General features: G+C 60.3%; 19 protein-coding genes. 7 read left to right on the top strand and 12 right to left on the bottom strand.

Annotation, left to right across the window (positions count from 1 at the left end):
* Window positions 1-11 precede the first annotated feature (11 nt).
* The 11 genes from ROSERS_RS14060 to ROSERS_RS14015 form a co-directional block, all read right to left on the bottom strand.
* Complete coding sequence (locus ROSERS_RS14060) at window positions 12-2,201, bottom strand: bifunctional rhamnulose-1-phosphate aldolase/short-chain dehydrogenase (RefSeq protein ID WP_011957447.1); 2,190 nt, start codon at window positions 2,199-2,201, stop codon at window positions 12-14.
* A gap of 59 nt (window positions 2,202-2,260) precedes the next feature.
* Entirely contained in the window at window positions 2,261-3,544 is a 1,284-nt protein-coding gene (locus ROSERS_RS14055; protein WP_011957446.1) for an L-rhamnose isomerase, read from the bottom strand.
* A 27-nt stretch (window positions 3,545-3,571) separates the two neighbouring features.
* A complete protein-coding gene (locus ROSERS_RS14050; RefSeq protein WP_011957445.1) occupies window positions 3,572-3,895 on the bottom strand; it encodes an L-rhamnose mutarotase in 324 nt (107 codons plus the stop codon).
* A gap of 64 nt (window positions 3,896-3,959) precedes the next feature.
* Window positions 3,960-4,250, bottom strand: coding sequence for a hypothetical protein (locus ROSERS_RS26845; RefSeq protein WP_232282612.1), 291 nt, complete (start codon window positions 4,248-4,250; stop codon window positions 3,960-3,962).
* A complete protein-coding gene (locus ROSERS_RS14045) occupies window positions 4,190-5,107 on the bottom strand; it encodes a substrate-binding domain-containing protein (protein WP_232282611.1) in 918 nt (305 codons plus the stop codon). Before ROSERS_RS14045 ends, ROSERS_RS26845 begins: the two co-directional genes overlap by 61 nt.
* Before the next feature lie 57 nt (window positions 5,108-5,164).
* Window positions 5,165-6,178: an ABC transporter permease gene (locus ROSERS_RS14040; protein ID WP_011957444.1), complete on the bottom strand. Its 1,014-nt coding sequence runs from the start codon at window positions 6,176-6,178 to the stop codon at window positions 5,165-5,167.
* A complete protein-coding gene (locus ROSERS_RS14035; protein WP_011957443.1) occupies window positions 6,168-7,190 on the bottom strand; it encodes an ABC transporter permease in 1,023 nt (340 codons plus the stop codon). The genes ROSERS_RS14040 and ROSERS_RS14035 overlap by 11 nt, the downstream gene beginning before the upstream one ends.
* 33 nt (window positions 7,191-7,223) lie before the next feature.
* The gene (locus ROSERS_RS14030) at window positions 7,224-8,729 is read right to left on the bottom strand and encodes a sugar ABC transporter ATP-binding protein (RefSeq protein ID WP_011957442.1); all 1,506 of its coding nucleotides are present in this window, start codon (window positions 8,727-8,729) and stop codon (window positions 7,224-7,226) included.
* 10 nt (window positions 8,730-8,739) lie between these two features.
* A complete protein-coding gene (locus ROSERS_RS14025) occupies window positions 8,740-9,522 on the bottom strand; it encodes a DeoR/GlpR family DNA-binding transcription regulator (protein WP_011957441.1) in 783 nt (260 codons plus the stop codon).
* Between the two features lie 574 nt (window positions 9,523-10,096).
* A complete protein-coding gene (locus ROSERS_RS14020; protein WP_011957440.1) occupies window positions 10,097-11,197 on the bottom strand; it encodes a [LysW]-lysine hydrolase in 1,101 nt (366 codons plus the stop codon).
* On the bottom strand, window positions 11,194-12,363 hold the full coding sequence (locus ROSERS_RS14015; RefSeq protein WP_011957439.1) for an aspartate aminotransferase family protein: 1,170 nt from the start codon (window positions 12,361-12,363) through the stop codon (window positions 11,194-11,196). Before ROSERS_RS14015 ends, ROSERS_RS14020 begins: the two co-directional genes overlap by 4 nt.
* Before the next feature lie 84 nt (window positions 12,364-12,447).
* On the opposite strand from ROSERS_RS14015, the gene ROSERS_RS14010 reads away from it, so the two are divergent.
* From ROSERS_RS14010 to ROSERS_RS13990, 5 genes are all read left to right on the top strand, one after another.
* Window positions 12,448-12,963 carry a HugZ family pyridoxamine 5'-phosphate oxidase gene (locus ROSERS_RS14010; protein ID WP_011957438.1) on the top strand — a complete coding sequence of 172 codons (516 nt, stop codon included), beginning with the start codon at window positions 12,448-12,450 and terminating at the stop codon, window positions 12,961-12,963.
* A gap of 99 nt (window positions 12,964-13,062) precedes the next feature.
* Window positions 13,063-13,545, top strand: coding sequence for a MarR family winged helix-turn-helix transcriptional regulator (locus ROSERS_RS14005; protein ID WP_232282610.1), 483 nt, complete (start codon window positions 13,063-13,065; stop codon window positions 13,543-13,545).
* A complete protein-coding gene (locus ROSERS_RS14000; RefSeq protein ID WP_011957436.1) occupies window positions 13,542-15,362 on the top strand; it encodes an ABC transporter ATP-binding protein in 1,821 nt (606 codons plus the stop codon). Before ROSERS_RS14005 ends, ROSERS_RS14000 begins: the two co-directional genes overlap by 4 nt.
* Before the next feature lie 50 nt (window positions 15,363-15,412).
* A complete protein-coding gene (locus ROSERS_RS13995; protein WP_011957435.1) occupies window positions 15,413-15,886 on the top strand; it encodes a nitroreductase/quinone reductase family protein in 474 nt (157 codons plus the stop codon).
* A complete protein-coding gene (locus ROSERS_RS13990) occupies window positions 15,883-17,709 on the top strand; it encodes an ABC transporter ATP-binding protein (RefSeq protein WP_011957434.1) in 1,827 nt (608 codons plus the stop codon). The genes ROSERS_RS13995 and ROSERS_RS13990 overlap by 4 nt, the downstream gene beginning before the upstream one ends.
* A 315-nt stretch (window positions 17,710-18,024) precedes the next feature.
* Here ROSERS_RS13990 and ROSERS_RS13985 read toward each other — a convergent pair whose 3' ends face one another.
* On the bottom strand, window positions 18,025-19,704 hold the full coding sequence (locus ROSERS_RS13985; RefSeq protein ID WP_011957433.1) for an STAS domain-containing protein: 1,680 nt from the start codon (window positions 19,702-19,704) through the stop codon (window positions 18,025-18,027).
* 260 nt (window positions 19,705-19,964) lie between these two features.
* Here ROSERS_RS13985 and ROSERS_RS13980 point away from each other — a divergent pair, with 260 nt between their 5' ends.
* Window positions 19,965-21,395, top strand: a complete 1,431-nt coding sequence (locus ROSERS_RS13980) for a glutamine synthetase family protein (protein ID WP_011957432.1) — start codon at window positions 19,965-19,967, stop codon at window positions 21,393-21,395.
* Window positions 21,395-24,520 (top strand): glycoside hydrolase family 2 TIM barrel-domain containing protein, encoded by a 3,126-nt coding sequence (locus tag ROSERS_RS13975; protein WP_083763301.1) that lies wholly within the window; start codon window positions 21,395-21,397, stop codon window positions 24,518-24,520. Before ROSERS_RS13980 ends, ROSERS_RS13975 begins: the two co-directional genes overlap by 1 nt.
* Window positions 24,521-24,580 lie beyond the last annotated feature (60 nt).

The raw sequence follows: 24,580 nt of genomic DNA, 5'->3' as shown, positions 1-24,580 counted from the left end.
GTCGCACCTCTTCAGCGCAGGAATGCCTCATGCAATCCGCCATCAACCGTGATGATCTGTCCAGTCGTTTGCCCCAGACGCCGGGTGAGCAGGAGGAAGAACGCTTCCGCCTGATCGGCTGGCGTCACTGGTCGCTTAAGGAGCGAACGATCGGCGTAGAACTGAGCCAGTTTTGCCGTCAGCGACTCGGTTGGTTCATCTGGTGCGAAGGGGATGCCATACTTTGTGAGTGAGGCGATCACCCGTTCGCGGGGGAACATACCGCTCCCCTGCACGACGGTTGCCGGAGCGACACCGTTGACCCGTACCAGCGGCGCCAGTTCGATAGCCAGTTCGCGGATGAGATGGTTGGCTGCCGCTTTGCTGGCGTCGTAAGCCAGTGATCCCTTCTTTGCCACCACCGCATTGACCGAGGTGGTCAGCACCAGACTGGCGGGCAAGCCCTGTGCGCGCCAGATCGCCGCTGCTTCGTCGGCAACGATGTAGTGCCCGGTAACGTTGATGGCAAAGGTCAACCCCCAGTGCTCATCGTGGATGCGCCCGCTGGCATCGGGTGCGACGAAAATGCCAGCAGTGACGGCAACAGCGTCAAGCCCGCCATAGGCAAGCAGCAGTTGCTGGATCATCGCCTGCACACTGGCGCGATCAGTAATGTCGGCAGTCAGCCCAATCGCCGGTCCGCAGGCGGAAATGTCACTGCCAGCAACCCCGATCCCCATGCCATGCCGTTCGATTATCATCTGCGCGGTCGCCTGCGCTGCCGCGCCATCTTTATCGACACAGACGATGTGCGCACCTTCGTTTGCCAGACGCAGCGCCACTTCGCGTCCAATACCGCTGCCGCTCCCGACAACGGCGATCACCTGGCGCGCCAGTTCCTTCTCCGGCGGCATCCGGCGCAGTTTTGCCTCTTCCAGGCGCCAGTATTCGATGTCGAACGCTTCTTGCAGCGGCAATGCGGTATACTCGTCAATCGCCTCCGCGCCGCGCATCACTTCGATGGCAGCCGTGTAAAACTCCGCCGTCACCCGCGACTCGCTCTTGTCCTTGCCCCAGGCGATCATCCCCAAGCCAGGGATGAGGATGACCGTCGGATTGGGATCGCGCATCGGCGGCGAGTCGGGTCGGCGGAAGGTTTCGTAGTAGCGGGCGTAATCGGCGCGATACCGCTCAAGCCCGGAGGACAGCTTGCGTTTCAGATCATCAATGGTCTCGCTGTGCGGGTTCCAGTCGACATAGAGTGGCTTGATCTTGGTGCGCAGGAAGTGGTCGGGGCAACTTGTGCCCAGTTCAGCCAGGCGCGGGGCATCGACGCTGTTGACAAAGCGCAGAGTGGCGTCATCATCCTGAATGGTCGCAATGAACCGACGCTGCTGGCTGATCTGTCCCCGCAACCAGGGCAGAATGCGTGCGAAGATCGCGCGCCGCTGGTCGAACGGCAGGGCGGCATACTTCGGTCCGCCAAATGTTGCTTCACCCCGGTCGTGCGCTTCGATATAGCGCGCCGCACGCTCGATCAGGTCGAGCGTGCGCTCGTAGCACTCCTGATCGTCATCCGCCCAGTTGATCAGCCCGTGACCGCCGAGAAGAACGCCTTTCGCCTGCGGATGCTCGCGGCAGATGCGTTCGAGTGTCAATCCAAGATCGAAACCGGGGCGCTGCCACGGCGTCCAGATGACCTCATCGCCATAAATCTCGCGCGTCAGACGCTCACCGTGGCGTGCAGCGGCAATTGCGATGACCGCATTCGGGTGCATGTGATCGACATGGCGGTAGGGAATGAACGCATGGAGCGGCGTATCAATCGAAGAAGCGCGTGGATTGAGGTTGAAGGTGCAGTGTGGGTAGAGATCGACCATCGCATCTTCGATTGCAGACTTCGGTCCGCGTGCCGGGTCGCGCAGATAGATAGAGCGCAGGGTGTGCAGTTTTCCCAGGTCCAGCGATGCAAAATTGGCGCGCGTGCTGGTGCGGAGATCGCCGCCCGAACCCTTCACCCACAACACATCGACCGGCTCGCCGGTCAATGGATCGCGCCCGGTTATCTTGGCGGACGTGTTCCCGCCGCCGGTGTTTGTGATGCGCTGATCGCTTCCCAACAGGTTAGAACGATACACCAGACGACCGACCAGATCGAGTGTGGCGGCATAGGCGGCGTCCCAACCATAATGGACATGGCGGAAGCGCGTTGAGTTGCTCATCAGGGTTCTCCCTGCGTTGAAAGGCTATCGTCTTCCCTCACCATGATACACGCGAGCAATCAGGTACGCGCCGCGAGCACGTCGGTTTCATAGCGACGCACCTCATTCAGGAAACTGGCGCCCACCGGCACGTCATGGCGGTAGCAGCAGGCATCCCACACTGCCCCCCACGGCATGCCCTTCAACTCTTCGAGCAGGGCGAGGCGCGCCGTGAAATCCCCGGCGCGTTCCAGTTCGCGCAGGCGTTCGGTCGGTTCGAGGAGCGCAATCAACAGCGCGCGCAGGGCATTGCGGGCGCCGATTGTCCAGGCAGCAACCCGATTGATACTGGCATCGAAGAAATCCAGCCCGATGTGGGTGCGGCTCAGAAAGCCGCCACGCACCACCTCCTGCATGATGGCGTGCGTCTCGTCACTCAACGTCACGACGTGATCACTGTCCCAGCGCACGCCGCGACTGACATGCAGCAGGATGTCGTCTACATACAGCAGCACGGACGAAATTTTGTCCGAGACCAGTTCGGTCGGGTGAAAATGCCCCGTGTCGAGGCAAAGGATCACGCCAGGGCGACGGACCGCATACCCCAGGTAGAATTCGTGCGAGCCAACGACGTAGCTTTCGGAGCCAATGCCGAAGAGTTTGGCTTCCACCGCGTCACGGTTATGCGCCGGATCGAGCGGTTCAGCCAGGATGGCATCGAGTGATTCGCGCAGACGCTCGCGTGGTCCCAACCGATCAACCGGGTTATCCTTCATGCCGTCTGGAATCCAGATGTTTGTGATGCATGGCGTGCCCAGCGCCTGCCCGAAGTGGGCGCCGATGCGACGACATGCGATGCAGTGGTTGATCCAGAAGCGGCGGATCGCCGGATCGGGATGGGAGAGGGTCAAACCATCGGCTGCCAGTGGATGCGAAAAGCATGTCGGATTAAAGTCGATCCCGTGCCCACCCGCTTTTGCCCAGTCGAGCCAGGCTGCAAAATGCTCAGGGCGCAGTTCGTCGCGCCCGACCTTAACTCCGCCCGTTTCGGCATAGATGGCGTGGAGGTTGAGACGGTGACGACCGGGTAACAAGCGGTACACCATATCGAGATCGCTGCGCAATTCGTCGGCGTTGCGCGCCTTGCCCGGATAGTTACCGGTCGCAGCAATTCCGCCTTCGAGCGGTCCTCCGGGATTCTCGAAACCGGCGACATCATCCCCCTGCCAGCAGTGCAGGCTCAGGCTGATCGTCGCCAGGGTCGCCAGCGCCGCTTCGGTATCGACGCCAAGCGCCGCATACCGTTCACGGGCGGCGGCGTAAGCGGCTTCAATCTGTGCGGGAGTCGGCGCTGTGAATGTCATGCAAGCCTCCTCGCCGGAACTGCCGGCTCAATCCAGGTGGAACACTTCTTCCAATTCAACCATGCTCTGGTCGGCATAGGCGCCGCTCAGGTTCTCGAAGTATGGCGCCATCATCGCCTGCCAGCGTGCATTGACCTCTTCGGTCGCCATGCCAGCCAGCGCGGCGGCAAAACTCTCCGGTACTTCAACATAGCCGAAGAGCAGGCCGTCATCTCGCATGAACAGCGTATAGTTGCGCCATCCATGCCGACGCAGGGCATCGAGCATGTCGGGCCAGACGCTGGCGTGGATGGCTTTGTACTCGTCAATGAGTTCAGGTTTGACTTTGAGGGTAAACCCGACCCGTTTCATGGATCGTCTCCTCGCACTCAGGGAGCGCGGCAGGGTGTGCCATGCCCCGCCGCGCTGCGGACTGCTATTTGTTGACGTTCTCCGCCGTGTAGACCGTGAAGGGACCCATCAGCACCCGCAGCCCTTTGGGGCGGGTCGGGTCTTTTTCAATGGTATAGGTTCCCATTCGCCCTGCGGTGAACCGCTCCCCCTCGACCCCCTTCAACTGTCCGGTCGCCAGTCCATAGGTCAGGTAGTAGGTCAGGTAGCCGAGGTCCTTGAAACTCCAGAGGGCGAACTGCGGCGCGCACCCGCTCAGGGTGTAATGGCCATCTCGGCTGGCAAGCCCAACCCGGAGACCTTCACCCGGTCGCACAACCCTTCATCGGTCATCGCCTTGGCGGCCGCTGCGATGCCGACCGTCGTCGGCGCCATAATCAACTTCAGGTTGGGATGCTTGTCCACCAGCGCCAGCGCCTGCTTGTAACTCTCTTCCGACTGGTCGTTGCCGTAGACTGTATCGACCAGTTTCAGGTTGGCGTACTTCGGCTCCTTCAGCACCTCCTTCATCGCGGCGATCCAGGCGTTCTGATTGGCGGCGTCGGGCGAAGCGGAGAGAATGGCGAACTCGCCGCCCTGCGGACCGAGGATCGAGAGCGCCATATCCGCCATCACCCGCCCGGTCTCGTTGAAGTCGACCTGCGCGACGAAGACGGTCTCACCCTGCGCCGAGGGGATGGGAGAGTCCCAGGTGACGACGGTGACGCCCGCCTGTTGAGCAGCTTGCGCAGCAGCGGCGATCTGGTCGCCAGCGTTGTTGGAGAGCATCACGGCTTTGACGCCCTGAGTGGCGGCGTTGGTGAGGGTTTCGATCTGCCCCGCCACCGAGTTTTCGGCGGTCGGACCGGTGAAGATCAGTTTGCCCTGATTGCGCAGTTCGGCGTGGGCTTCCTGCGCGCCCTCATTCGCCTGGTCGAAGACGGCGATGCCGAGGAACTTTGGCAGCAGGATCATGTCGATATTCAAGCCGGGTGTTGCCGTAACAACCGCACCGTCGGGAGCGCGGGTCGGCGCTGGCGCGCTGGTCGGCGCTGGCGCGCTGGTTGGCGCTGGCGCGCTGGTCGGCGCCGGTGCAACCGTAGGCGTCTGGGTCTGTGGAGCGCCGCATGCCGCGATCAGCAGCGCAATGATCAAACCGATACTGACAGACACTTGTCGTTTTGTTGCCATCATGGCACACTCCTCTGGACAATGAGAACTCACACGAACCGCAACGTTCACAGGAAACGGTTACGAAGACACCGAAGACTCAGTTTCGATAGGCGCCTCCTTTCGTGGCGCTATGCGCCGTTGCAATCGTTCACTTATCATCTGCACCAGGTTGGGAACAAGCACCGATAGAATGAGCAACATCCCGATAACGCCGGTCTGGACATTGCCGGTCACATTGAGCAACGACATCCCATTGCGCAGGTTGAGAATGACCAGGATCGCCAGACCAACGCCAGCCAGGTTGCCTGTGCCGCCAAAGATGCTGACCCCGCCGAGCAACACCATAGTGATAATGTCAAGTTCGAACCCCTCGGCGGTATTGCCGCGCACTGCGCCGAGACGCGCTGCCAGCAGAACGCCAGCAAGTGACGCGATCAACCCGGAGGCGATGAAGATACCCAGTTTGAGACGTCGTGTATCAATACCCGAATACCGCGCCACGGCGGCATTGTTGCCGACCACATAGATCAGGCGTCCGACGCCGGAGAATTGCAAGATCACGAACGCCAGGACGAAGAGAAGGGCAAAAAGGATCAGGCTCAAGGGAAATGGACCGATAAGCGGTTGTTGACCCAGAGCGGTAAACCATTCAGGGAAACCGCCGATCGAGCGATCCTCGATCAGGATGCGCGCCACACCTCGAAAGCCAATCATGCCAGCCAGGGTCACCGCCAGCGACGGCAATCCAACGTATGCCACCCAGAAGCCATTGAATGCGCCGCAGAGCGCGCCGACGAGCAGTGCTGCCAGGATCGCCAGTGCCATCGGCGTGCCGCTCTCGAACAGCACAGCTACCAGGCATGCCGCCAACCCCATCACCGAAGCGACAGACAGATCGATCTCGCCGTTGATGATCACAAACGTCATCACCAGCGCCACGATGATCTTTTCAATCGAAAGATGGAAGAGGTTGATCTGATTTGCCAGGCTCAGGTACGCTGGCGCGAGATTCGTATTCATCACAACAACGAGCGCGAGAATGCAGAGAAGCAACCCCTCCCAACCGATCAGGCGGCGCAGGTTAGTGGGCATGACTCACCTCCATGCGCCTTTCCCACAACCGACGGAGCCAGCCCATGATGACGGCATCTGATGCAACTGCCAGCAGGATCAGGAGACCCAGCAGTGCATCACGCCAGAATTCGCTGATCCCCAGCCAGCGCAACAAGCCCTGACCAAGCAGATCGATCAGGAACGCGCCAAGCAGCGCACCGAACACTGTGCCCGATCCGCCAAAGGTGTTGACGCCGCCGACCACAACAGCTGCAACTGACTCGAGTTCGATGCCCTGCCCGGCAACGGCGGTGATATTGCCAAAGCGGGCGAGAAAGAGGAATCCAGCCAGCCCTGCGAGCATGCCGCAGAGGGTGAAGGCGGTCAGAACGATGCGTTGGGCGGGCAACCCGGCAAAGCGCGCCGCCTCGGGATTCGAGCCGATCGCGTAGAGGCGTCGTCCGAAGACGGTGTACCCAAGCACCAGTTGAAACACGACCACTGTGACCAGTGTTGCCACGATCAACGGGCGCACGGCGAAGTCGCCAATCATAAACAGGTTCTGTCGGCTCAGTTCGACCACCCACGGCGGCAACGAGTCCACGGTGACAGTGCGCGCATTGGAGTAGTTGATCAGCAGCATACGGTAGATCGCCAGCGTTCCCAGGGTGGTGATGATCGCTGGCGCCCGTCCATATGCCACGATCAGCCCATTGACCAGTCCCATCGCTCCCCCAACGGCGGCGGCGAGCGCCACGGCTGCCAGCGGCCACATATCGTTGTTCGCCGCCAGTTGCGCGCCGACGAAGTACGCCGTAAAGCCAACAATCGACCCAACCGAGAGATCGATATTCCGGGTCAACACCACCAGCGTCTGACCGATCGCCACCATGCCGATGATTGCGACGCTCCCGGCAATCCGATTGAACGTGCGCGCCGACAGAAAGTTCTCGATCTGCCAGGCGAAGATCAGCAGCGCTGCCACGATCAACACAACCAGGCTCAGTTCACGGATCTGTTCCGGGCGTATTCTTTGCCGCCACGTTGCCATCGTGCTCACCCTTGTTTCTGCTTTCCAGGACGCTTACCCGGTCACCAGCGCCGACTGCCCCATCGCAGCCGCCAGCACCCGTTCCTGCGTCGCTTCCTGCCGGCTAAAGATGCCCATTTGCCGCCCTTCGCGCATCACCAGCACCCGGTCACTCATCGCAAGCACCTCCGGCAGGTCGGAGGAGATGAGGATGATTGCAATTCCTTCGGCGGCAAGATCATCGATCATCTGATGCACTTCAGCTTTCGCGCCCACATCGATGCCACGTGTCGGCTCATCGAGGATCAGAAGCCGTGGGCGGGTGTTCAGCCATTTGCTCAGCATGACTTTCTGCTGATTGCCGCCGGATAACCGGCTCACTTCGACATCGACTGATGGAGCGCGGATAGACAGGCGTCGGCGGTACTCTTCGGCGGCGGCGATCTCGGCAGTGCGACGGATCAGCCCAAGCGGCGAGAGGTAGCGGTGTAATGCTGGAAGTGTGATGTTGGCAGCAATCGACATCGGCAACGAAAGACCCAATCCACGCCGATCTTCGCTCACATATGCAATGCCGTAACGCATCGCCTGTGTCGGATTGGTGATACGCACCGGGTGTCCATCAATGGTCATCGTTCCTCTATCTGCTGGTGCAATGCCGAAAAGCGCCAGCCCGACATCGGTGCGGCGCGCGCCGACCAATCCGGCGAACCCTAACACTTCCCCTTCACGCACGTCGAACGAGATGCCGCTGAAGACGCCAGTGCGCCCAAGATCACGCACCTGCACCAGGACGCGATCGCGCACCGTATCGCGGCGTGGGAAGAGTTGCTCGATTGATCGCCCGGCCATGTCGCGGATCGCCTGTTCAGGCGTGATCTCATTTCTCGGCGCTGATGAGATCAATCGCCCATCGCGGAAAACGGTGATCCGGTCGGCAAGGCGGAACACTTCCTCCAGGCGGTGTGAGATGAAGAGGACGGCCACACCCTGATCACGCAAGCGCTGCACAATCGCAAAGAGTTGATCTACCTCGTGCGCCGATAGCGCCGCCGTTGGCTCGTCCATGATCAGTACACGCACCTGCAACGACAACGCTTTGGCAATCTCGACCGTTTGCTGGGCAGCCACACTCAAACCGCGCGCCGGTTGACGTACATCCAGACGCACGTCGAGCTGCGCCAGAATCTCCTCTGCGTCACGGTACAGGCGCCCCCAGTCGACCCAGAGACCCCGATCAGCGTGAGCAATGAAGATATTCTCCGCCACACTGAGATCAGGGTACATCAGCGGCTCCTGATAGATCGCCGCAATCCCCAATCGTTGCGCCTCCAGTGTGCTTCTGATACGCACGGGCCGCCCATCGAGCAGGATCTGACCGCTGTCCGGTTGATGCACCCCGGTCATGATTTTGATCAGGGTCGATTTACCGGCGCCATTCTCGCCCAACAGCGCGTGGATCTCACCCGGATACAGGCTCAGACTGACACCGTCGAGCGCCTGGGTGCTGCCGAACCGGCGCGAAATATCGCGCATCTCCAGAACAGGTGCAGCGTGCATGCTCTCCTCGCTAGACGATCATCACCGGGAAGAGTTCGATAAAGGGTGCACTGCGCTCATCGGCGTCAGGTCCGGCGGTGATCAGGCGGTGGATCGCCTCAACCGGACAAAAACTGGTCAGTGAACTGACTCCCAGTTTGCTGCTGTCGAGCACTGCAATAACCTGATCGACATGGCGGATCATTTCCGCCTTCAGCAGACCTTCCGGGATGGAACTCTCGGTCAGCCCTTTCGCCAGCGTCAATCCGCGGGCTGAGAAGAAGCCTTTATCCGCGTGCAACCGCTGCAACATTTCTTCGGCGAGCGTACCGGTCAGCGATCCGGTGTCGCCGCGCACCTGCCCGCCGATGACGATGGTGGTAATGGCGGGATGGGCGCCAAGCGATAGCGCCAGGTGCATGCCGTTGGTGATGACGGTAAGGTTGCGCCGGTCGGCGATCTGACGCGCAATCGCATAGGCGGTGGTGCTTGCGTCGAGCATGACGGTATCGCCATCGTTAATCAGCAGTGCTGCTGCGCGTGCGATTCGTTCCTTTTCTTCCGCCCGGACCTTCAATCGTGAAGCGAAGCTTCCTTCCGGCCACAACGGTCGGTCGAGCACGGCGCCGCCCCAGATGCGCCGGAGCAAGCCTTCGCGTTCGAGCAGGGCAAAATCATTGCGGATCGTCACCTCGGAGACGCCAAGCTGTTCGGCGCACCGTTTGACGGAGATCTGCCCGTAACGCTGAAGGAGCGCCATGATCTGATCGCGTCGCACCTCTGGCGGAAGTGCGTCATTGCCAATATCGGTCATACGCTCGTAAGCCGGATATGCGTTGTGCGGAAGCGGTTGCGCTAGAGTGTAACGTGATTTTCGAGTGTTGTCAAGTGCTTTCGAGATGTTTCGATTTCTGGTTCGCAAGCTGCGCTGTTCGCCACGGAGCGAGGGCGTCCCGCACTCATAGGCTTTTGCAGGGTAGGTTTTTTGGGAAGCCCTGTGTTCCTTCTCTTGTTTTGTGCTTCAGGACAACCTGTCTCCCCCTGCTTCCCTTGTGGGAGAAGGGAGTTGCTTACAGGGGTAGGTTTTTTGGGAAGCCCTTGCATTCCTTTTCTCGTGGTCTTTGAATAAATAATCCGGTATAGCCCGCGCAGGCGGGCTTCGCCTTGGCTAGCCGAGGGCTTCAGCCCCACGGCTAGCGCGGGATAGCGGAATAAATTCTCAATCTTCATTCATTCTGGGCTTCCTGAAGCCCAGACTCCCCCTTCTCCCCTTGTGGGAGAAGGGGGTTGGGGGGATGAGGGGCAAAAGCGCATGGCATGCAAAAAACCGTTTATCTCTCTCAGGAACTCGCCTCTTACGAGGAAGGAGGCAGGGGTAAAGTCTGGTGTCAGACGACAGCGCCGTCCCGCGCGCTGTTGGAACGTTGCTCCTCCCCAACTTCTGTCAGATGCCGCAGTGCGTCTTCGAGCACCTTGATCGCGCGCAGGTACTCGTCGATGAGAATGTGCTCATCCGGTGTGTGGTCGAGGTTCGAGTCTCCCGGTCCGTAAGCCAGGATGGGGCAGCGCCAGATCGGACCGACAACGTTCATATCGGATGTACCGGTTTTGAGCAGGAATCCGGGCGTTCCGCCAGATGCCCGGATGCTCCGGAGAAATGCGCGCACCAGCGGGTTGTTCTTGTCTGCCCGGTATGCCGGGCAGAGATCGCGGAAGCGTAACCTGCCGCCGTGAGAATGCCCGGCGATGGCGGATGCCAGCATGTCGGGGGGGACATCCGGCGGCAGGCGCACGCCGATGGTCAGTTCCGCCTGCTCGGTCAACCCATCGCTCCGGCTGCAGATCGTGCGCAACGAGGGGAGTAACTGGTCGAACAGTCGCTCGCGCCCCTGGTTGTACGTTGCACAATAGGCGGCGACATCGTTCCAGCAGGCGACGGCGCGTTCAGCAGCGGACGACTCGCGCCCGGCGCTGTGACTCATCGGCTGCTCCCAGAATCCGTCCACCAGCAGGCGCCCCTTGTACCCGAGCGTGATCCGATCCCACCCGCTCGGCTCGCCGATAACGCAGGCGATAGGGCGATAGCGTTCAGCAGCATGGCGGGCGCCTTTCGATGAGGCGGCTTCTTCTTCCACGGCGCCGATCAGCACAAGGCGGAATGGCAGACGCTCCCCCGACGCTGTCAGACGCGCCGCAGCGCAGATGAACGTGGCGAACGGTCCTTTGGCGTCAACCGCGCCGCGACCGTAGAGCCTGCCGTTCTCAATGCGCACCGGGATCTGCCCCGGAACGGTGTCGATATGACCGAGCAGCACCAGATCGGGACCGGCACCAGCGATGCCGACCGCATTTCCCGCTTCGTCAACGAAACTGTCGAACCCCAGGCGCGCCATTTCCACCGTCAGAACGTGCGCCAGTTCCGCTTCCTGGGTGGAAACAGACGGGATTTCCAGCATACGGGTGAGCAGGGCGACGGGATCGAGCGTCATGCCAGCACCTCAGCGATTGCAGCGATCACGGCGTTGATCTGCTCGTGCGTGATGACCAGCGGCGGAAGCAACCGCAGCACATTCGGTCCGGCGGGCAACGCCAGCACGCCACGCTCCATCAGCGCAACCAGGAAGGGCTGCACCCGCTCTTTCAGTTCGATGCCGATCAGCAACCCCTGACCGCGCACAGCGCGCACGCGCGGAAGACGCAGCGCGCTGAGGCGTTCGAGGAAGTATGCACCCTTCTCCGCAGCCTGGCGTGGCAAATCCTCATCACGCAGCGTGCGCAACGCAGCACGCGCGGCGGCGCAGACGAGCGGCGATCCGCCGAACGTGGTTCCATGACTGGCTGGCGGCAGCGGACCAAGGACGGTATTGATAGCGATGGCGCCCATCGGCAACCCGCCAGCGATCGATTTCGCCAGACAGAGGAGAGCCGGTGCAATTCCATGATGCTCGATGGCGAACAACGCACCCGTGCGCCCGAAACCGGTCTGCACCTCGTCGATGATCAGCAGCGCGCCGCGTTCGCAGCAGATGCGCTCGACCTCCTGCAGATACCCTGGCAGCGCAGGATGAACGCCGCCTTCGCCCTGTACCGGTTCCAGCAGAACCGCTGCGGTCTCCCCGGTGACGGCAGACTCAATCGCCGCCACGTTGTTGTACGGCACGTGGGAGAAACCGGGCACCAGCGGCATAAACGGCTCGCGGTACTTCGGCTCGAACGTTGCCGAAAGCGCCCCCATCGTGCGACCGTGGAACCCGCGCACAGCTGCAACGATCCCGGTTCGTCTGGTCTTCAGGCGCGCGATTTTGATTGCGCCCTCGATCGCCTCCGCGCCCGAGTTGCACAGAAAAATCCGCGCGGCAAAGGGCAGCGCGGCTGCCAGTTCCGTCAGGTACGCGGCACGCTGGTCGTTGTAGAAAATCTCCGGGCAACTGATCAGGCGCTCCGCCTGTTCACGAATGGCTGCCACAATCGCGGGATGGGCATGCCCCAGGTTCGCAGCGCCCTGTCCGCCAACGCAGTCGATATACATGCGTCCATCGGCATCCCAGAGCAGCGCCCCCTCGCCGCGGACAATCGCAACCTGACGTTTGGGGTAGACGCCGGAGGTGTATGCTGCCTCGGCGGATATGATAGACTCACTGAGAGGTAGCGTCATGATCAATCATCTCCTGAATGGCGGTGTGTGACGACCGGTTGGGCAATCAGCAGTATCATACCTGAAAATGCACAGGGAGTCGCTATGCTTCAAGAAGAACTTCCATTCGTGGCACGGCTCATACGCGGTCAGCGTGTCGCCTCACTGGGAACGCTGGCTGAAGGTGCGCCGTTTGTGTCGCTGGTGGCGTATGCTGTCGAGGATGATCTGTGCGGGTATCTGCTCCATTTGAGCGATCTCTCGCCACACACCCGTCACCTGCGCGCCGATCGACGTGCAGCACTGCTGATCGCCGAGCCGGAGACTCCCGCAACGGCGGATGTGCAAACGCTGGCGCGCATCACGTTGAGCGGCGTCGTTGACCTGGTGGCAAAAGATACCCCGGAATATGCAACCGGACGCGAACGCTACCTTGCGCGTCATCCGGCGGCGGCGATGCTCTTCGATTTTGCCGACTTCAATCTCTACCGTTTCACTGCCGACGGCGCGCGGTATGTCGGCGGCTTCGCACGCGCCTATACGCTCACCGTCGATCACCTGCGACGAGCGTCGTCGCTCCTCGATGCTCAACCGTCGGGCGAATCACACGCAGGATGTTGACGCCCCCTGTGACAACCTTCCACCCTCGGCGGATTTGACGCTCGATCACAATTCAGGTATAGTTGTACTGTCTGAATGTTGTATGGTACATCGTTTTCCATGTCTGCCTCCGCTTACGAATGCGCAGCGCTGCTGCTCGATACTGTTCCAGGCTTGATGCGCACCATTGCCAGCGCCATGCGCCAGCGCTACAGCGACGATGATGACATGCCGACGCTGGTGCAACTGCGCATGCTGGCGATGCTTGCAGCGCGCCCGTGGAGTTTGAGCGAACTTGCCGCAGCGCATCAGGTCACGCCATCGTCGATGTCGCGCACAGTTGATGTGCTGGTGCAACGCGAATGGGTGGCGCGCACCACTGCGCCGGATGACCGCCGTAAAGTCGTCCTGCACCTGACGCCTGCCGGTCATGCAGCGCATGCGGCAATGGTCCACGCCGCCAGAGATGTCGCCGCTGCCCTGATCGCGCAACTCGACGCCCATGATCGTGCGCGCCTGTATGACGGACTGAGCGCCCTGCACACGCTGCTCAATACTTCCTGTCCGCTATCGGTTGGTTCTGTCTCAGGAGAAGTTTCATGAGTCCGCTTCGCCGCTCGCTGACGTTCTTGAAGCCGTATCTCTGGCTCGCTTTTGGCGCATTTGTAAGCCTTGTCCTGGCGGCTGGCGCCAACCTTGTCACGCCACAAGCCCTGCGACTGCTGATCGATCAGGGCATCGCAGGACGCAATCCGGGTGCGCTGGCATGGCTGTCGGTTGCACTGGTGGGGATCGCGATTATTCGCGGCGTGTTCAGTTTCACGTCCGGTTTCTGGTCTGAAAAAGCGTCACAGGCGGTTGCCTACGATCTGCGCAACGCGCTCTTCGCCAAAATTCAGGGGCTGAGTTTTTCCTATCACGATCGGGCGCAGACCGGGCAGTTAATGACCCGGATCACCAGTGATGTCGAACAGGTTCGCACCTTCATCGGCATGGGTCTGTTGCAGTTATTGAACGCCGCTGCGCTGATTATCGGGTGCATCACGGCGATGCTGCTGATGAACTGGCAACTGGCGCTGCTCGTGCTGCTGACCGTGCCATTGATGGCGGGAGTCATCGGCTTCTTCATGAATGTGGTGCGACCGCTGTTCGATCAGATCCAGCAGCGGTTGGGCGCGCTCAACACGGCGTTGCAGGAGAATCTTGCCGGTGTGCGGGTGGTGCAGGCATTCGCCCGTGAACCGTATGAGTGGCAGCGCTATGGTCGCCTGAATCAGCGTCTGCTCGACGCCAACCTGCAATCGATCCGCGCCATGTCGCTGGCATTCCCCCTGATCTTCTTTATCGGCAACCTTGGTACGCTGGCGGTGATCTGGTTTGGCGGGTATCAGGTGATCGGCGGAGCATTGACCATCGGCGAACTTGTAGCGTTCAACACCTACCTGGCGTTGCTGATCATGCCGCTGATGATGCTGGGCATGATCATGGCGCAGCTGGCTCGTGCAGCGGTGAGCGCCGAGCGCATCTTCGAAGTGCTCGATGTCGAAAGCGAAGTGCATGACCGTCCCGGCGCTCGTCCGCTTCCGCCGGTCAAGGGGCGCGTTGTGTTCGATCATGTCTGGTTTGGCTATGGCGTCAGGGCGAACGACCATCCGGCGTCCGATGCGCGGCGCCCGATACGCGAGGAGAAGTACATCCTCAAAGATGTCTCATTTGTTGCCGAGCCAGGACAGACGGTGGCAATCCTGGGGAAGACCGGCGCCGGGAAGAGTACAATTATCAATCTCATCCCGCGTTTCTACGATGTCACCCACGGTCGCGTCACTATCGACGGGATCGATGTGCGTGACGTAACGCTCGAAAGTCTGCGGGCGCAGATCGGAATCGTGTTGCAGGATACCACGCTGTTCAGCGGCAGCGTGCGCGACAATATTGCCTACGGTCGCCCCGATGCGACCGATGCCGAAGTCGAAGCAGCTGCACGCGCGGCGCAGGCGCACGAGTTCATTACTGCCCTGCCCAACGGATACAACACGATCATCGGCGAGCGCGGCGTTGGATTGTCGGGCGGTCAGAAGCAGCGGATCGCCATCGCGCGCGCCCTTCTGCGTGATCCGCGCATTCTGATCCTCGATGATAGCACCTCGTCCGTCGATGCGGAAACTGAGTATCAGATTCAACTGGCGCTCGAACGACTGATGGAGGGGCGCACCTCGTTTGTGATTGCACAACGCATCAGTACAGTGCGCCGTGCCGATCTGATCCTGGTGCTCGATAACGGTCGCATCGTCGCGCAGGGTGCGCACGAGGAGTTGCTGGCGACCAGCGCCCTCTACGGCGAGATCATCGACTCGCAGTTTGGCGGTGTGCGAGAAGAGGTCGAGACCGTGGAGGAGGAAATGTTGAACGTTGAACGTTGAAAGGTGAACGTTCAACGTTGAACGTTATTACGTCTTTGATCGTGATTTCTATGGCAAAACATCACCCACTCTTTGTTCAACTGGTCAAAGTGGCGACAGCGACGCACGTGGCGCTCTATCGGTTGACGCGCGGCGCATTGCCGCATCCGTTTCTGGGGCGCCACTGCATTCTTCTCGTCACGACCGGGCGGCGCAGCGGAAAAAAACGCATTACCCCTCTGCTGTTCGTGCGTGACGGCGGCGACTACGTTGTGGTTGGCTCGTGGGGCGGCAGCGATACGCCGCCGCACTGGTATCTCAATGTGCGCGCCGATCCGCGCGTCGTGGTTGAGGATCACGGGCTTGTGACCTCTGCTGTCGCTATTGAGATCGATGATCCGGAGGAATATGAGCGATTGTGGCGGCGATTGGTTGCTATCTATCCCGCCTATGAGGAATATCGGCGGCGCACAACGCGACGCCTTCCGATTCTCAGGTTGAGTCCGGTCAGAACGTTGAAAACGATCAGGGAGCAACGCATATGATGCATATGTTGCAGCGGGTCGCCGAGTTGCCGCAAGAGCGGGCGGAACAGCGGGGCGCGGTCGCGCGTCGGCTCCTTGGCTATCTGCGCCCCTACTGGCGGCGATTACTGGCGATCCTTGTGCTGGTTGTGATTGCAGCAACGTCTCAGGCGCTGGGTCCGTTGCTGATCGGCGTGGCGATTGATGGCGCAATCGCACAGCGTGATGGGAACGAATTGAATCGCCTGATGCTATTGCTCCTGGTGGTGTATGTCGCCGGTCTGGCTGCCGGACGGTATCAGTTCATGCTGATGGGTGAGGTGGGGCAACAGGTGCTGGCGCAGCTGCGCAGCGAAATCTTCGCTGCATTGCAGCGGATGTCATTGCGCTTCTTCGACCGCCGCCCGGCTGGTGAGTTGATGTCGCGTGTGGTGAACGACACCGAAGTGATCACCCAGTTGATGGGTCAGGGTCTGGTACAGGTGCTCGGCAGCCTGTTCGGATTGATCGGCATCCTGGTGGCAATGATCGCCCTCGACTGGCGACTGGCGCTGGCAAGCTTCGTCGTTATCCCGGTGATGATCTGGATGACCGGTCTGTTCTCGCAGTTGTCGCGCCGGGCGTTCCGACGCACCCGTGCGACGATTGGCGATGTGTCGGCGGATATTCAGGAAGAAATTGCAGGCGTCAAGGTTGCGCAGGCGTTTACGCGCACTGCGCTCAACCAGCAGCGCTTCGCGGAGCGCAACGCGGCGAACCGTGATGCAAACGTGAATGCGACCGCGATTACGTCAGCGTTTATGCCAGCTGTGGATATACTCTCGACCGTTGCTGTCGCTATCGTGGCAGGGTTTGGCGGCTGGCTGGTTCTGCAAGACGTGGTGACCATCGGTGTGGTTGTGGCATTCCTGACCTATGTGCAGCAGTTCTTCCGCCCGGTGCAGGCGCTTTCGGCGTTTTATACGACTGCTCAGTCGGCGCTGGCGGCAGCGGAGCGTATTTTTGCGCTGCTTGACACGCCCCCCAATCTGGTTGACGCTCCCGATGCGCAGGAACTGCCACGGATCGAGGGACGGGTCGAGTTCGATCACGTGTGGTTCAGTTATGGCGCTCGCCCCGGAGATCAACCGGTGGATGAAGAGCGCTACGTGCTCAAGGATATCTGCCTGGTTGCCGAGCCAGGGCAGACGATTGCGCTGGTTGGTCCGACCGGCGCTGGCAAAACGACGCTGGTTAACCTGATCGGACGTTTCTACGATGTCAGCGCCGGGGCGGTATTGATCGACGGCGTTGATGTGCGCAGGGTGACGCGCGCCAGTCTGCGCTCCCAGATGGGAGTTGTGCTCCAGGATAGTTTTCTCTTCTCCGGTACAATCGCCGATAACATCCGTTATGGACGCCTCGACGCGACCGATGAAGAGGTTGAAGCGGCTGCAAGGACTGCAAATGCGCATGATTTCATCATGCGACTGCCGGATGGGTACCAGACGCACCTGAGTGAACGGGGGAGCAACCTCAGTCAGGGGCAACGTCAGTTGATCGGGATTGCACGCGCAATCCTGGCAGACCCACGCATCCTTATTCTCGATGAGGCGACCAGCAGCGTCGATACGCGCACCGAACAGTTGATCCAGCAGGCGCTGCGTCGTTTGCTGCGTGGGCGCACCAGTTTCGTCATTGCCCACCGTCTCTCGACCGTGCACGATGCCGATCTGGTGCTGGTGCTCGATCAGGGGCGAATCGTCGAGCGCGGCACACACAAAGAACTGCTCGCGCGCGGCGGATTGTACGCCGAATTGCATCGCCGCCAGTTCCGCGATGAACCGCTGCTCTGGGCAGCGTGAACGGTGCAGCGGCGCAGCAGGCGCAGGGAGATAGATGGAATGGGACTCTGCGCACCCGGCGTCTCAGCGGTGCATGTTTGCAGTGACGTCGTCGTTGAGACCGCTGCAAAAAGGGTAGGGCACCACTGAGGCGCAGCGTTCGCAGAGGAAAATGCTATATCGAGTCGCTCAAACGCACGCTTCACCGCACACACATTATCATGTTTGAGGTTCTCTGTGCCCTCGGCGTCTCGGCGGTGCGTGTTTGCAGTGACGTCGTCGTTGGAAAAGGAAACGGCATGCGGCGGGGAAAAGACCAGACGCCGTCGGATGCGCTTAACGCCGATCACCATTGACCATCGCGAACGACGAGCGACGCAGCATCTTTACCGCATATTCCAATCCCTCGCGTAGTGTGGCTCTGGTCACCAGATCGCCCAGGTCAACGCCACTGGCAACGAGCGCCTGCGACACTTCGGGATTGATGCCGACCAGAATGCAACGCGCTCCCAGCAATCGCGCTGCGGTTGTCGCCTGGATCAGCCAGATGCTGACCTGAGCATCCACCACAGGCACGCCGGTGATGTCGAGGATCGCCGCCTGTGCGCGTTCCGCGACGATCCGTTCGAGGAGACGGCGCTGCAACAGGCTGGCGCGCTCCGCATCGATCTCCCCAACCAGCGGCGCAACCAGCACCCCTTCCATGATTGGAATGATTGGCACGCTCAACTGTCGTACTGTTGCGCTGAGTTGTTCGCGCGCTGCGGTTTCCTCGTGCAGTTGCGCCAGCGCGCGTTCGAGTTCAGTTGCGCGCTCTGCCAGCAGTGTGTTCTGATAACGCACCTCGGCGCGCTCGCGCTCAAGTTCAGCAGCCATATCGTTGAATGCATGCGCCAGCAGCACCAGTTCGCGCCCTCCCCGCGGTCGAACGCGAGCTTCTCCCTCGCCGCGCGCCAGACGGGCGGTAGCAGCGACCAGTTCACTCAGCGGACGGGTGATCAGCGACGCCAGCAATACGCCGAGCGCAATGCCAGCGACCAGGAGGATGGCGAGCACGCCGCCGCCAATCGTTTGAGTACGAGCGGTCTCCTGATCGATCTCCTTCGTGGCAACCGTTAACTGCAACAGCGCCGTGTCCGAGAGCGCAGACGCTTCACGTGACAGTTGACCCGCCTGAGGTCTCAGGCGACTGTTGATCAGCGTTTCGGTGCGAATGTAGGCGCTCGACAGGCTGGCAATACTTTTGAGCGAGCGATCAAAACTTTCAGAAACGCTCTGCAACCGTTCGAGATCGTCCGGTTGGACGACTCGTGTCTGACTGTTCAAAACGAGATAGCGACGCAGGAAGGTGCGCGCCTGACGCAGTTCGGCAATCGCGTTATCGGCGGCGCCTATCGTATTGTCGCTCTCCATCTGCCCGACCCAGACATACGCCAGTTGCAGGCGCGTACTCGCCCGGCTCAGATCCATCAGCGCCAGATAATCGCCTGACGTCACCGGTCTGGCATTGCTGATCGCCTGCTCAATCGTCTGGTATTGCTGCAAGAACATGGTGTACAGATCGTCACGCATGCGCTGCTGAGCAGTGATGCTGGTGCTGGTCTCGTCGAATATCTGGCGGTAGGTTGCTGCCTGCGCCTGTATTCGTTTCAGATGCTCGCGCATTGCCGGGTTGTGCGCGTCTCGTTGCAGGCGCTCAATTGTGCGTTGCAACGTATCGAACTGGCGTACTGCATCCCGGTATCTGCTCTCGTCCGGTTGCAGCAGATACCGATCCACCTGGCGTTGCGCATCGGCGATAGCAGTGAATGCCTCAATGCTGTAGCGCGTGTCGATGGTGACATCGGAGCTCAGTTGCTCCAGGCGGTTGCGGATGGCGCTCAGGTGAACGAACATGAAGAGACCGAAGATCAGCGTCAGGGAGACGACAATGCCGTATCCCAGGATGAGACGCGAACGAAGCGACAGGTCGCGTCCGAGAACAAGAGGTGTGATTGTGCGGGCAGACGAGGCCATATGCGTTCATTCTGCTCGTTCATAGTGATGCTCTTCTGGCATCATCATACTGTATCGGTTGAACCCGAACGTTGTAGAATGGTTAACAAAATGCGATCAATTTGCTTACAATACGGGGCGCGTTCGCAGGTTGCCAGCGTCTTCCTGCACCGTGATTGTCGTGAAACCTTCAGTGCGGGATCGTGTACAATAGGCGGGCGGTTGGTTTTCTCTGGCGGCACGTCCGTCGGATTTGTAGAACTGCACAAAAGGATGCTCTCATGACAAGTCCGCTTCGTGATTTTCTGGAAATTCCCTACGATGAACTCGAGGAACTGAACCTTCAGATGAAGGCGTTACGCCTCGCCCGCACGCCGGTGGACATCCTGCGTGAGGAGCGCTGCCGGTACCTCGCCGATGAAAAGCGCATCAAGGCGGTGACCGTCTGCTTCGCCGATCTCGAAGGTCGGTTGCATATGCTGGATTACGACAAAAAGTTCCTGCTCAAATCCGCCGATAATTTGACGTTCGACGGTTCATCGATCCGCGGTTTTTCGCGCCAGGCGGAATCCGATCTGCGCCTGGCAATCGATTGGGCGGCATTTTACTGGTTGCCGGCGGACGTGTTCGGTCCGGGCAAGGTACTGGTGTTCGGTGATGTACTGGAGCCGGATGGAACGCCGTACAGCGCAGATATCCGTTCACGGCTGAAGCGGTATGTGGATGATCTGTATCGCCGCGATGGTCTGGTGTGTCACGTGGCGACGGAAATCGAAGGCTTTCTGTTCCAGGGGCAACGTGCCGAGCAACGCTTCCGCGAAACCGACCGCTTCGAGTTCATTACAACCAGCGGGTACTACCACTCGCTGCCGGGTGATGCGCTGCGTCTGTTCATCGATGCCGCTGCCGAGGCGCAGCGCGCGATGGGCTTTGCCAATGAAAAAGACCACCCGGAAGTCGCCCCGTCACAGTTCGAGATGAACTACTCGTACACCGAAGCGCCGATTGCCGCCGATCAGGTACTGCTCTACAAACTGGTCTGTCGCCAGGTGGCGCATAAGATGGGAATGACGGCAAGTTTCCTTCCCAAACCGGTCACCGGCGTCAACGGCAGCGGGATGCATACCAACCTGTCGATTGCGCGCGGCGATACGAACCTGTTCTACGACTCCGCCGGACGTGACGGCATCTCGTCCTTCGGCTGGAGTTTCATCAACCGTATTCTGCATCACGCCAGGGATCTCTGTCTGATCCTCAATTCGAGCGTCAATGCGTACCGGCGCCTCGATCCGCACTACGAAGCGCCGAACGAGATTAAGGCGTCGCCGGTTGATCGCGGCGCCATGATCCGCATTCCGATCGGGAATGCACGCTCGGCGCGGATCGAGGTGCGCTCGATTGCACCGGATGCCAATCCGTACCTTGCCATCTACTCGCTCTTGAGAACCGGCCTCGAAGGCGCAGAAGTCCCGACAACCGATCCCTATCAACCGCTCGGCATCCTGCCCGATAACATCTACGATGCACTCGATCATTTCCGTGCCAGCGCGTGGATCAAGGAAATTATAGGGGGGGATGTGGCAGAACGCTTTGCAGCCGCCAAACAGGCATCCGCCGATCGGTGCCCGCGCCTGCTTGGGACGATCATCAAGCGCGCTGAGATTCAGTTTCACCACGAAGTGACCAATCAGCATTTGTGGAACTTCTTCTGATGCAATCTACCATCAATGACTCGCTTCCCATGCTCTTCATTGCCGGCAGGAAGAGTTGGGAAATGCCCGAATTAACGGCGCTCAATACGCTGCCGCCGCATGCTCTGACCATTCCTTTTCCAGCCCACGGTCCGATTGATGCCGATCCACTGGCGTCGCCGTGGCGCCAGAGTCTGAACGGCGTCTGGGAGTTCCTGCTCTTGCCGCGCCCCGACCATGTGACGGGTGCAGCGCTGGCAGGCGGCGATTGGAAGCCGATCCAGGTTCCCGGCAACTGGACAATGCAGGGGTTCGGAACGCCGCACTATACCAACGTGCAGATGCCCTTTCCCCAGATGCCGCCATCGGTTCCCGACGATAATCCGACCGGCGTCTATCGCCGTCGGTTTACGCTTGCTCCCGACTGGCGCGGACGGCGGATCGTGCTGCACATTGCCGGGTGCGAGGGCGCGTGTTATGTGTATCTCAACGATCAACCCGTCGGTTTTCATAAGGACTCACGCACCCCCGCAGAGTACGATGTGACCGGCGTGGTGCGCTTCGATGCGCCGAATGAACTGATTGCCGTTGTGCTGCGCTGGTCCGACGCCAGTTTCATCGAAGATCAGGATCACTGGTGGCAATCGGGCATTCACCGTGATGTGTTTCTCTATGCCACCGATACCGTCTATCTGGCGGATCTGTCAGTACGCGCGGATGTGAGCGATGATCTGCAGGAGGGCATACTTCGGGTGCGCTGCACCCTTGATGCTATCGGTGAAGCCGGGGAGCATACCCGCGTCGAAGCGCAACTCTATGATGCGCACGGGACGCAGATGTTTGCTGAGCCGCTCGGCGCCACCTATACGCAGACCCATCCACGCTTCGGGGTGCGTCGCTTTGTGCGCCCGGAACTGCTTCTGGAGGGACATGTACCGTCGCCACATCTGTGGTCGGCGGAAACGCCATACCTGTACACATTTGTCGTGACCGTGTATGGACCGGCTGGACCAGAGAGAAGTGCGTGCCGGGTTGGTTTCCGCTCGATAGCCATTCGTCACCGTCAACTGCTGGTGAATGGTCGGGCGATCACCATCAAAGGGGTCAACCGTCACGATCATTCCGATACGACCGGCAAAGCAGTCAGTCGGGAATTGATGGAACTCGACATTCAACGCATGAAGCAGTTCAACATCAACGCTGTGCGTGCGTCGCACTACCCGAATGACCCATACTGGCTCGATCTATGCGACCGTTATGGTTTGTATGTGATCGATGAGGCGAATATCGAGGCGCACGCATTCTACTTCGACCTTTGCCGCGATGCGCGCTACACGCGGGCGTTTGTCGAACGGGTGCGGAACATGATCGAGCGCGACAAAAATCATCCCTCGATCATCCTCTGGTCGCTGGGGAATGAGAGCGGATACGGTCCGAATCACGATGCTGCCGCCGGTCTTGCGCGTCGTCTCGATCCGTCACGACCGCTGCACTACGAGGGCGCCATCTCACGCTGGATGGGCGAGTCGTGGCATGGTGGACGCACTGTGACCGATGTGATCTGCCCGATGTATGCCTCCATCGAGGAGATTGTTGCGTGGGCTGAGCAGGAAACCGACGATCCACGCCCGTTGATCCTCTGTGAGTATTCCCATGCGATGGGAAACAGTAACGGCAGTCTGGCAGATTACTGGGAAGCGTTCGAGCGCTATCCAGCGCTACAAGGCGGTTTCATCTGGGAATGGGTCGATCACGGCATCCGTGCGACCGATGCGCAGGGGCGCGTCTACTGGGCATACGGCGGCGATTTTGGCGATGTCCCCAACGATGCCAACTTTGTGTGCGATGGTCTGGTCTGGCCCGACCGCACACCCCATCCGGCGTTGTACGAGTACAAGTATCTGATCCAGCCGGTGCGCGTCGAACTGGTCGATCCGTCTGGAACGATGCTGCGGATCGTCAATCGCCACGATTTTGCCAGCATCGATTGGTTGGACGGGGTGTGGGAAGTGATTGCTGACGGCGTGCCGGTGGCATCTGGCAGGTTGCCCGAACTTCATGCCGCACCGGGCGAAGCGCAGGTGGTGAAACTGGATCTCGACGCAGCGCATGGAGCGGGCGAACGTTTCCTGACGGTGCGCTTCTACCAGCGTGAAGCGACTCTCTGGGCGCCTCCAGGGCACGAGGTTGCCTGGCAGCAACTCCCGCTTCCAACGGTCGCCGCGATGCCTGAACCGGTTATTGCGGGCGAATCTGTGGTGGTGGAGCAGCGTCCGGATCGTATCACGCTGCGCGCTGGCGCCACGCACGCCGTGTTCGACGTCAGGAGCGGGACTCTGGCATCGTTTGGGCGCGATGAGCAAAACCTGATCGTTCGTGGTCCGTTGCTCAACGTCTGGCGGGCGGCAACCGATAATGACGGCTTGAAACTGCGGGACGAACCGGAGAAGCCGCTGGCGCGCTGGAAGGCGTTGGGTCTGCACCGGTTGCACCATCGCCTGAACCACATACGAGTGGTTGCCGTTGACAACGGGGCGGCGTCGGTTGAAATCGAGCACGCCGCCACCGGTCGCGACCGTTGGGGCGATTTTATCCATATCCATCGCTACACCCTGCACGCCGACGGCGAACTATCGGTAGAGAACACCGTCATCATCGGCAATGCCATCAGCGATCTCCCGCGCGTCGGGGTATGCATGCTACTGACGCCTGGTTTGGAACATCTCGAATGGTATGGACGCGGTCCGTGGGACAACTACAGCGATCGCAAGGCAAGCGCCTTAATGGGGCGCTGGCGTTCGACCGTGACCGACCAGTACGTGCCGTACATTATGCCGCAAGAGCATGGGCACAAAACTGATGTTCGCTTCCTGCTGCTGACCGATCAGGACAGGCGTGGGTTGTTCATCGGCGGACAGCCGACCTTCGAGTTTTCGGCGCTACACCACAGCGACGATGACCTGTTTCGCGCCCTGCACACTATCGACCTGACGCCGCGTGCTGAGGTCTTTCTCAATCTCGATGCAGCGCATCGCGGTTTGGGAACCCTGAGTTGCGGACCTGACACGCTCGAACAGCACCGTTTGATGGACTCAGTGTATCGGTTTGGGTATCGGATGCGGGCAGTGTCGTCGGATGTTGGATAGATTTCTGCAACGCCTGGCACACTCTTGCTGAGGATCGCTGGCAGGGGATGGGGTAATCGG

The organism is Roseiflexus sp. RS-1 (genome assembly GCF_000016665.1).
Taxonomy (GTDB): domain Bacteria; phylum Chloroflexota; class Chloroflexia; order Chloroflexales; family Roseiflexaceae; genus Roseiflexus.
The sequence above is the reverse complement of the archived record's forward strand: the minus strand, read 5'-3'. Positions and strand labels throughout refer to the sequence as shown.

Excerpts from the sequence above, each read along its gene's own strand:
- ROSERS_RS14030 (WP_011957442.1), bottom strand. The coding sequence starts at position 8,729 with ATGCACGCTGCACCTGTTCTGGAGATGCGCGATATTTCGCGCCGGTTC.
- ROSERS_RS13990 (WP_011957434.1), top strand. The coding sequence starts at position 15,883 with ATGATGCATATGTTGCAGCGGGTCGCCGAGTTGCCGCAAGAGCGGGCG.
- ROSERS_RS14005 (WP_232282610.1), top strand. The coding sequence starts at position 13,063 with ATGTCTGCCTCCGCTTACGAATGCGCAGCGCTGCTGCTCGATACTGTT.
- ROSERS_RS14010 (WP_011957438.1), top strand. The coding sequence starts at position 12,448 with ATGCTTCAAGAAGAACTTCCATTCGTGGCACGGCTCATACGCGGTCAG.
- ROSERS_RS14040 (WP_011957444.1), bottom strand. The coding sequence starts at position 6,178 with ATGCCCACTAACCTGCGCCGCCTGATCGGTTGGGAGGGGTTGCTTCTC.
- ROSERS_RS14060 (WP_011957447.1), bottom strand. The coding sequence starts at position 2,201 with ATGAGCAACTCAACGCGCTTCCGCCATGTCCATTATGGTTGGGACGCC.
- ROSERS_RS14000 (WP_011957436.1), top strand. The coding sequence starts at position 13,542 with ATGAGTCCGCTTCGCCGCTCGCTGACGTTCTTGAAGCCGTATCTCTGG.
- ROSERS_RS14050 (WP_011957445.1), bottom strand. The coding sequence starts at position 3,895 with ATGAAACGGGTCGGGTTTACCCTCAAAGTCAAACCTGAACTCATTGAC.
- ROSERS_RS13995 (WP_011957435.1), top strand. The coding sequence starts at position 15,413 with ATGGCAAAACATCACCCACTCTTTGTTCAACTGGTCAAAGTGGCGACA.
- ROSERS_RS14020 (WP_011957440.1), bottom strand. The coding sequence starts at position 11,197 with ATGACGCTCGATCCCGTCGCCCTGCTCACCCGTATGCTGGAAATCCCG.
- ROSERS_RS14035 (WP_011957443.1), bottom strand. The coding sequence starts at position 7,190 with ATGGCAACGTGGCGGCAAAGAATACGCCCGGAACAGATCCGTGAACTG.
- ROSERS_RS13985 (WP_011957433.1), bottom strand. The coding sequence starts at position 19,704 with ATGGCCTCGTCTGCCCGCACAATCACACCTCTTGTTCTCGGACGCGAC.
- ROSERS_RS14055 (WP_011957446.1), bottom strand. The coding sequence starts at position 3,544 with ATGACATTCACAGCGCCGACTCCCGCACAGATTGAAGCCGCTTACGCC.
- ROSERS_RS14045 (WP_232282611.1), bottom strand. The coding sequence starts at position 5,107 with ATGATGGCAACAAAACGACAAGTGTCTGTCAGTATCGGTTTGATCATT.
- ROSERS_RS14015 (WP_011957439.1), bottom strand. The coding sequence starts at position 12,363 with ATGACGCTACCTCTCAGTGAGTCTATCATATCCGCCGAGGCAGCATAC.
- ROSERS_RS14025 (WP_011957441.1), bottom strand. The coding sequence starts at position 9,522 with ATGACCGATATTGGCAATGACGCACTTCCGCCAGAGGTGCGACGCGAT.
- ROSERS_RS13975 (WP_083763301.1), top strand. The coding sequence starts at position 21,395 with ATGCAATCTACCATCAATGACTCGCTTCCCATGCTCTTCATTGCCGGC.
- ROSERS_RS13980 (WP_011957432.1), top strand. The coding sequence starts at position 19,965 with ATGACAAGTCCGCTTCGTGATTTTCTGGAAATTCCCTACGATGAACTC.